Below are 14,605 nucleotides of genomic sequence, written 5' to 3'. Positions count from 1 at the left end.
AACTATTGATTGGAAAACATTAAGAAAATTATGCTTCATGAATATTTTAACTAAATGAAGTCTTTAGACAGAGCAAAAAAAAAGTAGTTTGTAGTGATATCTATTTATTTTTTCTTCTTTGGGTATAAATATTCCAGCATAGTTTTTAAGGGGATGATATGAGTAAAGGCGTGATAGGGTTTTTCAGCTTTTGGATTTGCCTTCATCTCGGCTCGTTCGAATATATTTATCTCCTTAAAGAATTTATCATAAAACTTCATATACTCCATATAAGAATCATGTGACATATAATCAAAAAGAGAGTAGGTGCGAGAACGACGTTCGGGATCGAAAGAATAGATATCATTAAGAATTTGAAGGGCATATTCATCAGGACCATCAATACCAGAATTTTGGAGTTTTTCTAAAAATCGCATTTCAGTTTCGAGGGTTTTCTTCATGATTTTAACTCGAGAAATGGTATTTTCAATCAAAGTCTTACCCATTGCCTTATCGACTTCTTTTCGTTCATGACAATCGCATTTCTTTTCCCACGAAGTGAGCTTCTCTTCATAATCATGTTGCAGTTGATAAACTTTCGCTTTAATATTTCCCCTAACTTTCTCCTCACGAATTTCTTCAATGATTCCAAGTTCTTCGAGGATTTTAAGATGAGGATGAATGGTTGATTTACTTTTGCCGAGTTTTTCACTCAGATCTGCGAGAGTTAATTCTGGATACATGCTAAATAATCCCCACATTTGAAATCGGAGATTATTTTTGAAGATATCTTTCACGGAAGCTTCTTTTTTTTCCTGGGTCATAGATTGTTCAAAACCAATTTTTTTCTAAATTGATAGAAAATTATTTTTTTTTACTAATTAATATTAGGCAGTAATTGTATTTAAAGGATTACCTTATAAATATTACAACACAAACATTTATAATATTGTATTCGTTTAAGAATATTAATTTCGAACGTATTATTTCGAAAAAATAGAAAATCTTGGAAGCTCAAAAATGTTGAATAACAGAATTCCTGAATTATCAAGTCTGTGTTGCTCACGAATAAAGTATCAATACAAACCTAGATTTTCTGAAATACCATTTTAAATTTTTTAATGGGAGGTTAATAAGTCTACAAATTTATTACAACTTTGAACACTTCTCTCGAAATAATGATATTGAGATTTTTTACGATGCGTTTTAACATATTGATCCCAGTACAGCGCACTTCAGGATCTATATTTAGCATACGTTCGAGAATAGGAAAGAGATAGTGAATGGATTGGTAGTAAGTGCGAATTTCATCTGAAAAAGTAGCACCTTCTTTGTATTTCTGCAAGGTCATGGAATAATAGATGGTGGCTGCAATAGCGTAAACATCTGCACTATAATCTACATGGGGAGAAGATAATTGCTCCGGGGCTGAAAAACCATGAGTTCCACATCCTCCAGCAATTGTAAAATCGGTTCCACTTATCTGAACGGGAGCAGTGGCAATCCCAAAATCGATATAGACAATATCTTGGGGGCTAGGAATTTCTGCTTTACTGTTGATAATAATATTGGAAGGTTTGATATCTCGATGAACAATTCCAGCCCGATGGATTGGTATGATTGCTTGAACCATACCTGTGAAAATAGTCAAAATTGAATAAGGATGCATCAATTTGTGGGTAGTGGGGTTTTTTTCTTCAATTTCTTTAATTCTTCGTTCCAAGGTTCCATATTGATAATAGGGCAATTGTAAAATGTATCCAAAATTATCTTGATATTCCCCAAGAAAAGATTTTAACAAGGGAATTACTTGAGCGGATTTGATTTTTGAAAGTAAAGTTATTTCACGAAGAGCCATATGCTCAATTAATTTTCGGGTTGAGAAATTTCCCTTATAGATAATATGCTTTAACACATATTTTTCTCGAGTGTCTAAGTCCTCAGCTAACCACAACTTAGAATAATTGGTGAAAGCTAAAAGTTGCTTGACATTATATTTTTCTCCAATTTTCACAACTTCCCGTTCTGGAGTTTTAATTTCTGTTTTGGCAAAAGTGAGGTGGTCTAAAAACATTTTCGCATTGAATCTTTGTTGCATTATGAGATCCGAAATTTTATGTTTTAAACTTTGAATATCTGTGATATAGGGAGGATTAATAACCTGAGGTAGAAGATCAACGTAAGAAATTTCTTGATACGCTTTTGAAAGCTTCTGCAGTTGTTTGAATAATCGATCTTCAACAACCTGGGATTCTTTAGCAAGGTCTTCCGCCTGTTTCTCCATTAAATTGAGATCTTTTTTATATTCATCCGGAATTTTCGCCAAATATTCCAAGGACAATACATTCGTTGATTCCAACGAAAGAGACTCATTAAAAGCTTTAACCGCTTGCGCAAAATCACCAACATTATAGAAACCAATGCCTAAATACATCCATAATGTAGAGTGTTTGGCAGAAATGGCTAAAGATTGTTTGAAAGCTCGAATTGATCTCCTATAATCCCCTCGATTATTGAACGCAATCCCACTATTCATCCAAGCATCCACATTTTTGGTATTCAACTGAATTACGTTGCGATATGCCAGTAATGCATTACGATAATCTTCTTTTTGATTAAGAGTATTTCCAAATTCCATCCATTCTTCTTCAGTAGAAAATTGTTGATCTAAGACAGGAAGAATTTGGGGATTTGGAACAGGAACTGGTTTCGGCTCTATAGTTTTGATTTTGGGTAACTTTTTCTTTTTTTTTATTCGAGAAGGTTTTTTTTGGGGAATGAGTGAAGGTATTTCAACAACGGGATTTTGATCTAAACTCTCCGAAATCGGCGTTTTGTTAGGAAGGAAAAAGGATTGAGGTTTTTTTGCATTTATATTTCTTGAAACTGGATCTTGGGAGATATTAGCTGCAGAAGGAGGTGTTTCCAAAAAAGGATTTTTCTTTTTTTCGGAAAAACCAATCATTTTCTTCCGTAAAGAGCTGGTTTGATTTCTTCCCATAATCTCCGTATCTACATTTAACTCCCTATTGATGGCAATTTTTTGTTTTTCATTGATTTGGCGCAAATGCTCTTTCTCCATTTCTAAGCAATGGTTGACAACAGTCATGGCCCCTTTTTCGACAAGGATTTGATCTTCAGCAGAAAAGTTATTTCCCGCAAGATTTAACTCCCGTAAAAAGTTCAAATGCCCTAAATTTTCAATTTTAGTGATGAGATTATCTGATAAATTCAAAGTACGTAAGTAGGAATTGCGATCAAGATTTTCCAGTTTTCGGATCTTGTTTAAAGAAAGATTCAATTCTTTTAAATTTTCCAATTGAGTTAAACCTTGGATGATTTCAATGGAATTATTTGCTAAGAATAATATTCGTAATTCTTCCAATGAATCTAAACCAGAAATTTCTTTTATATTGTTGCGATTTAGTTTAAGTTCCGTCAATTTATAACATTTTTCCAAACCAACTATTTTTTTAATGTTATTATTGCTCAAGTCTAAAATATCGAGATTAACTTGATTATATAACCCATCAATCTGATCAATTTGATTATTTGAGAGATCGAGAATTTTCAATTGACTTAGTGTTTCAAAATTTTCAAGTATGGAAAGATCATTTTCCCGTAAATATAATTCTTCAAGTAATTGCAAAGAGTTTAAGCGACTTATAGAGTTGATCCGATTGCGGCTCAAATCTAGACGTTTGAGAAAGAGAAAATAAGAGATTTCTACAGGAATAGATGTCAAATTTTTGTATTTTAAGATTAATTCAATCACATGACCGTTTTCTACGGCAATATTGAACTCTTGAAGTGAAAGACGAGAGATTAAGACTTGTAAAGCCTTCTTCTCACTTTTATCTGATAGCTGCTTCAACAGTTTTTTTGACATCTATAATCACAGAGAAAAAACGATCCTATTTAGTAATTGGTTTTTGAAATAAATAAAAAGAGTTTTTTTTTGAACTAACCTAATTAAAGAATATAGCGAAGAAAATATTTCTTTTTTCTCAGTGATGTGAAGACTAAATGGCGGAACCAAAGATCTTACGTGTAGGAATAATCGGATGCGGAAAAATATTTGAAAGTCATAGTCAAGCTTATCCAGACCATCCGAATGCGGTGGTGACGGCTTTCTATGATCGAATTCGGAGTCGAGCAGAAAAATGGAAAGCTCAACTATCAGAAGATATGTGTTTAATTAAAGAAGCCGCCAAAGAAAGACATGAAGAAGAAGATATTAATCATCTAAAAAGATGTGAAATCTTTGAAAATGAATGCAAAGTCTACGATAATGTGCAAGAGTTACTTGAACATGTGGACCTTATTGATATTTCAGCTCCAAATTACGCCCATGCCCCCTATGCAATTTGGGCATTAAAAAAAAATATTTCTGTCATGTCTGAAAAACCCCCTGCTTTATGCTCATTAGAAACTAAAGATATTTGTACGGCAGTCAAAAATTCCAAAGGCTTTTACCAAGTAAATGAAAACTTCTTTTGGCAATTATATATTCGAGAATTTCGTAAACTAATTCTCTCGAAGGAAATTGGGGAAATAAAACAGATCAATATTCGTTTAGGACATGGAGGACCTTCTTGGGGATGGCAAAATCACTTCCTTAATCCTTCACTTTCGGGTGGAGGAGTTTTATCAGATATGGGAATTCACGCAATTGGATTGTTATTAGGAATACTCGATCCAGCTTTCAAACTTAAGCAGATTCAATCAATAAAAATGAATTCTGGCACTCAAAAGGAACGTACTTTACGTGATTCGGATGGAGCGAACGAATACTATTTACATAAATTCATGGTTGAGGATGATGTTGAAATTAAAGTGTGGTTTAATAACGAAGCTAAGGTAAATTCCAAAAACGAAAGCAAAGAAGTTGAAGCTACAATTGTCACATCCTGGTCCAAAACATATCAGGAAGTTGAAATTATGGGTAGCTTGGGAAAAGCTTACCTCGATTTAGATGAAATGAAACGATTTATTATTAAAATTGCCAAAAATGGACAACCTACCAAAACTCACCCTATTCCTCCTCAAGCCCGTGATAGTCATCAATTGGAAATAGTGGACTTTGTAAATCGGATTTTAAAAGGGGAAAAATCAATTGCTGATGAAAAAATTGCCCACACAATCCAAACCATCGTGTCTGGAGCATATTTATCCAATCTTCGATCTTTTGAATCTTCCCGAAAATCAAGTATGGGTATTCCTATAACACCCCAGGATCTGGAAAATTTTTATGCAGAAATCCTTGAAGGGGATTGTCCTCAGAACTTTTTGCTTGAAGAAATTGTATATCGTTTTATGAGCCCTTTTACGAGTACATATTATACTCCGGAAGAGTAGTACAGGAAGCAACCATTTTATGACCACAGAATCTCCGAAATCAAGTGCATTACCATATTTCGCTATGTTCTGTGTCCCCATTTTATATGGATCCTTTTATATTTTAGCAAAAATCACAAATGAAACAATTCCTGTATTCTGGATGACGAGTTTTCGTATGCTTTTTGCTATGATCGGTTTTCTGCCCTTTATTAAGAAATTACGCAAGACTGATTTGCACTCTATAAAATATGGATTTTTTCTGGCATTAATTTTCTTTGGGGGAGTGGTCTCCCAAACTGAAGGATTGAAATCGATTGAAGCAGGAAAAGCAGGTTTTATTAGTGGATTATTTGTTGTTATAACCCCATTATTAAGTTGGGTCTTGTTTCGGACTAAAATCTCCCGATTTCTCATCATTCCAATTGTAATAGTTGTTATTGGTTTATTCATCATGTTTTATGATCCAACGATTCGTTTTTTCAATGTGGGAATAGGAGAGTTTCTGAATTTTATAGGCGCTTTATGTATCGCTTTGCATATCATAGTTCTAGGTAAAGGGCTTAAAGAAGGAGATTTCTTCTGTTTAGCATTTTATCAAACCTTTTTTGCATTTTGTTTCAGTTTTATTTTAGCATTAATATTTGAACCATCCTACCAAATCTCAACTACAACCTTGAGTGAATGGAGTCTGTTAATTTATCTGGGACTTGCTATTGGAACAATTCCCTTTTTATTGCAGAACTGGGGTCAACAGTATATCAAGGATTCCCGAGCCGCCATAATTATTTCCATTGAACCCGTTTTTGCCACGATTTTTGGAGGAATTTTTGGTGGAGAATTGATTACGTGGCAAATTGTTCTAGGAGGGCTTTTAATTTTGACCGGATTAATAATTACAGTTGTAACTCAACAAAAAGAAACTTCCAATATATAAGAAGAATAGAAATTTCACTTCTAAAAGGAAATAAAAACGCTATTAATAATGGAATCTCTTTAATAGGATATGACTAAATCAAAATCAGACTTAGAACAGCACTATAAAGATATCCTTACTAAGGACCAATATTATGTTCTCCGTCAAAAAGGAACGGAGAGACCCTTTACCGGTCAATATTGGAACCATTTTGAATCTGGAACATATTATTGTGGTGCTTGTAATTCACCACTATTTGATTCAAAGGATAAATTTGAATCCGGATGTGGATGGCCCAGTTTTTCTAAAGAATTAGCTAAAACATCAACTTTGCAACAAGAGGATTTATCCCATGGTATGAAGAGATTAGAGGTTGTGTGTAAAAAATGCAAATCCCATTTAGGACATGTTTTTGATGATGGCCCAAAACCAACAGGACTGCGTTATTGTATAAATTCAACCGCTTTAAAATTTAAAGAGAATTGACGAATCCAATAAAAGAATTTATTGGTGAATAAAAAGCTCCAATGGTAAAGGGACATTCCATGGATTTGTCTAAGGCATTAAGATCCAATGATACTCACTTAAAAAGAGTTTAGTACCATTAAAATCCTCTTTTTTAGTAGAATTTAGTTCTCCTCCTAGTGATTCATAGAAAAAACGGTAGGGATTTTCTTTCAATGTCCATAATACCATTGATTGATATTCTCTCTTTTGAAATTCGTCAAAGATTATTGTAAATAGTTTTTTTCCAACACCTTTTCTTTGATTTATTTCTTTAATATAAATTGCATATAATTCGCTTTGATTTTTTATACCTTTTTCTCTTTCGGGTCCAGCCCAAACAAACCCTATTACTTCAGAATTTAATTCTGCAACAAGAAACAATTCGTCCTTTCCTTGATTGTTAAATATTTTTTTCCACGCTTGGAAATTATCTTGGTAATTAATAGAATCAAGATAACTTACAGGGATTACGCCTTTATATGCTGATTTCCATACATTAACGTTAATTTGGGATATTTTTTGAATATCAGATAATTCAATATCCCGAATTATGAGTTCTTTTGCAATTTCCATAATTATATCCTTACAATAAGAAATCTATAGTAACTAAGTTATGGAAAATATTACTCACATTACCTTTAAAATTTTCAAAAGATCTTTTAGTTGGTCAAATTTGATCCTATAAAATCTTAAAAATATGGAAGATATATTCATTTCAGATTTATTAGAAAAAGAAAAGATTTTACCTCATTTTATTAAGAGGCGTATCATTTTAAAGTACACAGCCTACTTAATCCCAAATACATGCTCAAGATTCTTACCAGCAATTAAGGGATAATCTCTATCAAATAATTTATTACGTAATCCGAACATGATCTTCTCATAGACTAATCTATTAAGGTCTTTTCCCATCTCAGATAAAACATAATTAGCTTTTAATGGGGTGGTGCTGACTATGACTTTTTTAATGAAACCCAGCTCTTCTAGTCTCTTTAATTGTTCTGAAAGGACTTTATTTGATAAATTTTTATTAACTACCAAAAAATCACTAAAGGATTTGCATCCCAGAAAAAGATCTTTAATAATTGTTATTGACCATTTTCGAGATAATTCTGAAAATATCGCTTCACATCGTATTTTATCAGTAACCATGAAATCACCTGGTTTCTTTAAGGTTACAAATAGTATAAATGTAATCTTTTGTTACCTTATAATTAAACCTTATTTAGTACTTAAAGGAAACTAACTTAAATTATTATTTAGAGGAATATGGAAAATGAAAATATCAAAATCAACATGCAATAAAATTGGTATGCCCCTTATGGGATTTGGCACATATCAATTATCAATTAAACAAGCAGAATTCTGTGTAAGTGAAGCAATTAAAGCAGGATTTAGACATATAGACTCTGCTGAAGGCTATGAAAATGAAGAAGGAACCGGTAGAGGAATAAAAAAAGGGCTGAAAGAAACGGGTGTTTCAAGGGATGATATTTTTGTCACCACGAAGCTTTTCCCAGGGTATAAGAAATGGGGATCCACAGAAAAAGACTACAATCAAACCATTGAAACATTAAAAAGGCAGCTAAAGCAGCTCCAGCTTAATTATGTTGATCTTTACTTAATACATGCTCCACTTTCTGAATTGAGGATTGAACAATGGAAAGCTTTAATTGAACTTAAAAAACAAGGGTTAGCTAAATATATTGGAGTTTCAAACTATAATGAAGATAGAATACGAGAAATACTTGACAAAGGTCTGGAAAAACCTGAAGCAAACCAGGTGGAATTCCACCCGATTTGCGCCCAGATTAATTTGACAAAGTACATGAAGGAAAATTCCATTGAACCGATTGCCTATAGCTCGTTAGCACCTCTTTCCACTTGGAGGGTTGAAAAAGGACAAGGAGGGGAAGTGCTTGCAGAGAAAAAAGAAGAAGGACAGTTGATCATCAAAGAAATTGCTAAGAAACTTGATGTATCAGAAGCTCAATTACTTCTTCGATGGGGATTACAGCATGGTTACTCAGTATTAACGAAAAGCAGTAAACCAACACGCATTCGAGAAAATTTAAGAGTATTTGATTTTGAAATTCCTAAGGGGGACATAGAACGATTGGATCAACTAAATCAGAATCAAGCTATAGCTTGGGCTGCGAGTGGTATTAATCCGATGGAATTCGCTCCAGCCCTTGAATAAATTTCTTATAACAATGAAACACCAATATTTTTTTAGTGATTATAAAATTTCAAAAATGGAGAAAAGATAATGTCATCAATTCAAACACAATTTCTGAATCTTAAAAGTCATCACTCACTATATTCAGAAATCGATCCAAAGACAACTCTGAAAGGAAGTGCATCGGGTAAAATTATTTTTATTTCAGGCGCTTCACAGGGTATTGGGCAAGCAACAGCAGTCGCTTTTGCTCAGGCAGGTGCGGAAGCAATATATCTCATTGCAAGGTCAGTAAAAGGACTTGAAAAAACGAAGAGTAAAATATTGGAGGTGAACTCGAAGACACAATGTACATATAAGGTGTGTGACGTGACTATTGACGATCAAGTTAAGTCAGCTGTTGAAGACTGTGTATCCAAATTCGACGGAATCGATGTTGCTGATGCCAATGCAGGCTATCTTGGCAAATGGGATAAGATCGGGGAATCAAACATCAATGGTTGGTGGAAATCATGGGAAGTCAATTTAAAAGGTACGTATCTTGTGGCTCGTTTTTGCTTACCACATCTCATTAAATCTGCACGTAAGTATTCGACCAAAGGATTGACAAGCGGTCATTTAATCTTAATTTCGTCGGTTGGTGCACAACTGTTAACTCCTGGAGCATCAGATTATCAAACATCCAAGCACGCAGTTAATCGTCTTTGCGAATTTATAAATGTTGATCATGCAGACGATGGCATTAAATGCTTTGCAATTCATCCTGGAGGTGTTCCTACAAGCTTAGGAAAAAAAATGCCCGAAGAAATGCATCCTTATCTGATTGACAAACCGGAATTAGCAGCAGGATTCATAGTTTGGCTTGCTTCAGGCAAAGCCGATTGGGCTAAAGGACGGTACTTGAGTAGTAACTGGGACGTCAATGAATTAATGCAAATGAAAAATCAAATCATAAAGGATGATCTTCTCGTTAATCGTTTACGTACAATCAATTAGGATGTAGTAAATCAAGAAGAACTAAAATAAAATCAAATAATCAATTTTGATCTTGCCTGTGAAAAATAATGACCTCAAACTTATTTTTTGAAAGCTTAATTTCATTACTTCAGAGTAATTGATTCTAAATCTTTGGCTGAAATAATTTTTCCTTTATATTTTTCTTTAATATCAAGAATAATATCTTCATCAGAGCCAGTCCAATAGAGTTGATGATATAAAACAAGCGTTTTGGGGTGAACAATGGAGGCAAGTTCCCCAAGTTCTTTTGACGATGTATGCATAATTGAATGATACGATTGCCATTTTGGATTTTTTTCTTGAAAACCTTTATAGGAATAAACTTCATGGATTAAAATATCGCATCCTGTGGCTTGATCAATTAAATTTTGACAAGGACAAGTATCTCCGGAGATAATAATTGATTTTTCACCAACAAGAATTTTATACCCAAAACAGTCCCAATCTCCATGATGAACAGAAAATGCGGTAATACTCACATTCCCGTCTTGAAATATCCAATCATGGGCGATTTCTTCAATCTGATATTCATAAATCGCATTATTTGCTTGTTCCAAACCTCCAATGCGAATTCGTAAATCGTCCTTATATGCAGCCATGATATGATCGATCATGTTTTGGGTCCCTAACGGCCCATACACATGAAAAGGTCCAGTTCTACCGATAACTCCTGCAGTAAAAATAAAATCAGGGATGCCAACTGTGTGATCACTATGTAGATGGGTAAGAAATAAGTTACTTAACTTATCAAACGGAATATTTGCTTGGAGGGCACGTCGTATTATTCCGCGACCTGCATCAAAAACATACACTTTGTCATTAACAGAGATACTAATCGCTGGACCTTCACGATCTGTAAAAATGTTTGGCGTACCGGATCCCAAGATGGTAATCGTTATTTTTGAGTCCATTATTTCCCTTCAATCCAATAACTCAACAAAACCCTTTATATTTTGTGTTTCTTGTCAACCAAAAATTCTCATAAAAATGAAAGGGATTCTGGAGAAGGAATAATTAGCTATCCTTCCCAGAAACTGTGTGATAAAATGAATAAGCGGAAGATGTAAAAAAAATACAGTTGATTATATTAACTTTAGTTCATCATTACGGAACACTCGGAGCATCGGATTTCCCTCAGCTTGTACTACTTGAATATCGTGGATAAAATGATGTTCTTTTAAGATTTCAAAGTAATTATAGAAAGTTCCTAAGCTTGGAAGAAATTTTTGAAAGTCAATTTCGATGTTTGGCATGGTTTCATTCATATCCGAGAGTATTTGTATTGTTGTTTACTTACTAATATCAAATATTGAACTTGAAATTATATAGCTTGTATCTTGGAATATTTCCAAAACACATTCTAATGATCATCAAAACTAAGACAAAAAAAAAGGGTTTAATCTCCTTTCGAAATATTATTATAACAATATCGATCCAATCTCTAGAAATTCTTGCGATGTTTCCCAAATACGATTAGTTTTGACAAAATTGTCGAAGAATACCAAGACTTTTTTCAGAATATCCATAGATTTTTTCATCAAGAGTTAAAATATATTAAGATACCTACGATATTTCGGAGAAAAATGAATAGTTTATTTCGAAGTTAATAAAATATTGAAGAGAGAGAAAAAAAGGGCAACGAACACTTTTGTGCTCATTTTTCATTTTATGCAATGAAAATGAAGCGTTCAGGCATTGGTTTTACGAAGGTAATTTGTTTTTTCATTTTTAGTTTCACCTATAATAGTACTTATCTATATAATTAAAGGTAAAACTCCTTCTTAACTGAGTTTTAAAACTCGAAATGATTTAATTCGGATTATCTCTATAGCATCTTACCATCATTTATATAGGTGAATAATTGTTTCATTTCCAAGCCAAAAAAGGATTATCGGTCCCAAATTTAAACGTTGAATTATTCAACAACAGAAAAGAAAATACAACTTCCCAATTGAAAATGAAATTGGATTCACAGTTTTTCTTATTAAATTTTTAGTGAATTTTTTTAGATAATATTTTCTAAAATTGTATCTTCGTAGGACAATATATGAACAATCGTTACTTCATAAAATTTTGAAGAAGAAATTCAAGAGACTTACCAAATCCGTGTGAAAAATATCTTTCTTGCAAAAATTTCCCTGCATTTTCCGAATTCCACCATTTTAAGCCAAATTTCGAAGTCAGCCTTGATTCAATTATGGAAGAAGCGTTTTCAGCTCTCAAATAATGAGCTGCAATGAAGGGTTTTTCTTCTACCATGTGCACAAAATCATAGCATTTCCGTTCAAAGCCAAAATCAAGTTTATATTGTTGTTCAGCGTCATAAAAAATCTTTTCAAATTGCGTAGGAGTCAATTGCCACGAATTCTGAAAAATGTTATAAAGAAAAATAAATTGGGAACACAATTTCCTTTGTTTATATAAATGAATAAAGGAATAATACTGAGCAAATTTTTGGGCGTGTTCATAAGAATAGCTTAGAATATCTTCAATATAGGATGGTTTATGGAGCAATTTTTGAAATAAATATGCGGGTGTTTCTGCAACTGCGAAATCACCAATGGCGCGAAAAAGAGGAGATAAGGAAGGAGAAATATTCGACAAATGAATTGCGTGACCTGATTCATGATGAAAAGTAGATAAATCATTATGGTGAAAATAGGGATAAACAACTAACACAATTTTTTTATTCTTTTCCCCGAGGGGAAAGCCACAATAAGAATTCCCCAGTTTACCGCTTCGAGAATCAAGATCAATTTCAATCAATGAATTGCCTTCAAATTGATAACCAAGATGATTACAAGTTTTATTGAAAAATGAAACCATCTTTTCACCTGTGATAGGTTGATGAGGAAGCCAAAACCCGGAGAATAATTTCCACATATCTGCGTAGGATACTTCATTCCATGTTTTACCCAAATAAGGTTTACTTAGGCTTGTTAATTTTTCTTGATAGGTCGTAAAAGATGACTTCAAAAACTCCCTTGTTTTGGAATAAATACGATCAAGATCCATTTGATGATTATCTTTCATTAAATCTAAAAAGGAAGCATAACCATAAAGTTGGGCTTGGGATTGATACTTATTGATAATTTTTAAATAAATCGGATTTAATTTGTCCATTTCACGAATATAAGATTGCATGATAACATGTGAATCAGGATTATTTTGATCAAAAATCATTGAAAGTGCTTTAGATACCGGAACAGACTGTTTTCCTTCAAGAGGAACACTCATCATATGTTTTTTATATTGAATATTAAAGACATCTTCAAAAAGTAAGAATTGGGCTTTATATTCTAAAACTAAATCGCGAGTTAGAGACCATTTAAATTTTTCAAGTTCCGAAATTTCAGACGATTTAATGTAATCATTTAAAAAATCGAGAGTATGAGCTGAAAAGATGTGCTCATAGCGCGTAATCATATATTTAGCTTTTTGTAAATCAAATTTTCCAAACCTTTTATGGTCTAAAAGGATTTTCTGATATTCTCCAAGAAGTTCGAGAAAATTATAGCTGAGCATATCGAGAGAAAATTCTTGCATATGATTTAACCAACCAATTGGATCAGTTTTAAGCTTTGATGAACAATCTGAGCAAAGATATGAATTTTGAGACTCTTTAGGAAGAAACGATTCCATATTTAATATTAATTTCCTTCTATTTAAAGAGAAAAATCATATTTCGACTATTCGTTTTAGTAAGACTCGAAGCATTTTAAAATTTTCACTTTCAGATTTTTTAGAACTATTTTTTCTTCTTTTTATTCAAAATGACAGCTCATTTCCAATAAGTGTATTTTTTACTAAAATGATCGGGATGATACCGCATTTTAGCCTCTCGAAGACTTTCATGACCCAAATCTTGCTCACGGTTGACCCACAATATCGTATTGGGGATATTTTTTATGAAATTATAGTTTATCGCTTGATAAATTCCATCAAAATTAACATCTCCTTTTTCCACGTGAATAACCATCCAGTCTTTAGGGAGACATTCTCCAATTGTGAAAGCTGCAATAACACCATCAATTCTGATCACACCTCCCATTAACTCAAAATCGTTCCAATTATTTAGTAATTCGATAATTCCTTGATTTTCTTGATTTAATGATGCATTTTCACTACAGGATCGGAAGTCGCACCATTCATTTTGCATATCGAAGATCTCTTCAACATTTTCGGAAGATATGGCTTCGTACTTCCAATTGTTGCGATGTTCAAATTTATTCAATTTTTTCCGTATGTTTTGATATTTCTTCCCAGAAAGCGTAGCCAGTTGAATTTTTTCATGAATATAATCCCAATTGTCACGATCTTCCATGATAGTTCCCCCTAAATCTAACTCTCGTAAAATTTGAAGTGCACATTCAGGAATTCTGTGGATTTCTGGAGCGAGATCATTATCGTTAAAATATCGCATTAATGTTTGATATGCTACTTTCATCGATGAAGCAAGAGGAGGAAAAGCAATTAAACCATCATTCGGTGTTTTTTGGAATAAAAGGAGAGTCTCATTATAGACAATCCACTGAAAATTGTAATAATTGCGCCATATGTACAAATTTGGAAAGGTGTATTCAGAGATAGGATAATTTGATTGCTGAAGAAATTTTTGAAATAGCTGTTTATCGGCCAAGGTAATTGGTTTGAGCAATTTTAAACTCATA

13 protein-coding genes are annotated in these 14,605 nt (G+C 33.1%); 5 read left to right on the top strand and 8 right to left on the bottom strand.

The window, feature by feature from the left end; translation table 11 throughout:
- Nucleotides 1-104: 104 nt before the first annotated feature.
- Entirely contained in the window at nt 105-803 is a 699-nt protein-coding gene (locus tag NEF87_RS19060; protein ID WP_371803072.1) for an ArsR family transcriptional regulator, read from the bottom strand.
- 314 nt (nt 804-1,117) lie between these two features.
- Nucleotides 1,118-3,868 (bottom strand): leucine-rich repeat domain-containing protein, encoded by a 2,751-nt coding sequence (locus NEF87_RS19055; RefSeq protein ID WP_457917071.1) that lies wholly within the window; start codon nt 3,866-3,868, stop codon nt 1,118-1,120.
- A 137-nt stretch (nt 3,869-4,005) separates the two neighbouring features.
- Here NEF87_RS19055 and NEF87_RS19050 point away from each other — a divergent pair, with 137 nt between their 5' ends.
- The 3 genes from NEF87_RS19050 (at nt 4,006) to msrB (ending at nt 6,718) form a co-directional block, all read left to right on the top strand.
- A complete protein-coding gene (locus NEF87_RS19050; protein WP_371803070.1) occupies nt 4,006-5,337 on the top strand; it encodes a Gfo/Idh/MocA family protein in 1,332 nt (443 codons plus the stop codon).
- A 19-nt stretch (nt 5,338-5,356) separates the two neighbouring features.
- The gene (locus tag NEF87_RS19045; protein WP_371803069.1) at nt 5,357-6,253 is read left to right on the top strand and encodes a DMT family transporter; all 897 of its coding nucleotides are present in this window, start codon (nt 5,357-5,359) and stop codon (nt 6,251-6,253) included.
- Between the two features lie 69 nt (nt 6,254-6,322).
- Complete coding sequence (gene msrB / locus NEF87_RS19040; RefSeq protein ID WP_457917070.1) at nt 6,323-6,718, top strand: peptide-methionine (R)-S-oxide reductase MsrB; 396 nt, start codon at nt 6,323-6,325, stop codon at nt 6,716-6,718.
- Between the two features lie 69 nt (nt 6,719-6,787).
- Here msrB and NEF87_RS19035 read toward each other — a convergent pair whose 3' ends face one another.
- Together NEF87_RS19035 and NEF87_RS19030 are read right to left on the bottom strand one after the other, a co-directional pair.
- A complete protein-coding gene (locus tag NEF87_RS19035) occupies nt 6,788-7,312 on the bottom strand; it encodes an N-acetyltransferase family protein (RefSeq protein WP_457917069.1) in 525 nt (174 codons plus the stop codon).
- Between the two features lie 213 nt (nt 7,313-7,525).
- Nucleotides 7,526-7,891 (bottom strand): winged helix-turn-helix transcriptional regulator, encoded by a 366-nt coding sequence (locus NEF87_RS19030; RefSeq protein WP_457917068.1) that lies wholly within the window; start codon nt 7,889-7,891, stop codon nt 7,526-7,528.
- Nucleotides 7,892-8,015: 124 nt separating this feature from the next.
- On the opposite strand from NEF87_RS19030, the gene NEF87_RS19025 reads away from it, so the two are divergent.
- Nucleotides 8,016-8,939 (top strand): aldo/keto reductase family protein, encoded by a 924-nt coding sequence (locus tag NEF87_RS19025; protein WP_457917067.1) that lies wholly within the window; start codon nt 8,016-8,018, stop codon nt 8,937-8,939.
- Nucleotides 8,940-9,032: 93 nt separating this feature from the next.
- Complete coding sequence (locus NEF87_RS19020) at nt 9,033-9,914, top strand: SDR family oxidoreductase (protein WP_457920136.1); 882 nt, start codon at nt 9,033-9,035, stop codon at nt 9,912-9,914.
- A gap of 104 nt (nt 9,915-10,018) precedes the next feature.
- Here NEF87_RS19020 and NEF87_RS19015 read toward each other — a convergent pair whose 3' ends face one another.
- The 4 genes from NEF87_RS19015 to NEF87_RS19000 form a co-directional block, all read right to left on the bottom strand.
- On the bottom strand, nt 10,019-10,846 hold the full coding sequence (locus NEF87_RS19015) for an MBL fold metallo-hydrolase (RefSeq protein WP_457917066.1): 828 nt from the start codon (nt 10,844-10,846) through the stop codon (nt 10,019-10,021).
- 171 nt (nt 10,847-11,017) lie between these two features.
- The gene (locus NEF87_RS19010) at nt 11,018-11,188 is read right to left on the bottom strand and encodes a hypothetical protein (protein ID WP_457917065.1); all 171 of its coding nucleotides are present in this window, start codon (nt 11,186-11,188) and stop codon (nt 11,018-11,020) included.
- Between the two features lie 805 nt (nt 11,189-11,993).
- Nucleotides 11,994-13,577: a hypothetical protein gene (locus NEF87_RS19005; RefSeq protein WP_371803049.1), complete on the bottom strand. Its 1,584-nt coding sequence runs from the start codon at nt 13,575-13,577 to the stop codon at nt 11,994-11,996.
- 139 nt (nt 13,578-13,716) lie between these two features.
- Nucleotides 13,717-14,604 carry a DUF2156 domain-containing protein gene (locus NEF87_RS19000; protein WP_371803048.1) on the bottom strand — a complete coding sequence of 296 codons (888 nt, stop codon included), beginning with the start codon at nt 14,602-14,604 and terminating at the stop codon, nt 13,717-13,719.
- Between the last annotated feature and the right edge of the window lies 1 nt (nt 14,605).

It is taken from the genome of Candidatus Lokiarchaeum ossiferum, assembly GCA_025839675.1.
In the GTDB taxonomy this organism is placed as follows: domain Archaea; phylum Asgardarchaeota; class Lokiarchaeia; order Sigyniarchaeales; family Promethearchaeaceae; genus Lokiarchaeum; species Lokiarchaeum ossiferum.
The sequence above is the reverse complement of the archived record's forward strand: the minus strand, read 5'-3'. Positions and strand labels throughout refer to the sequence as shown.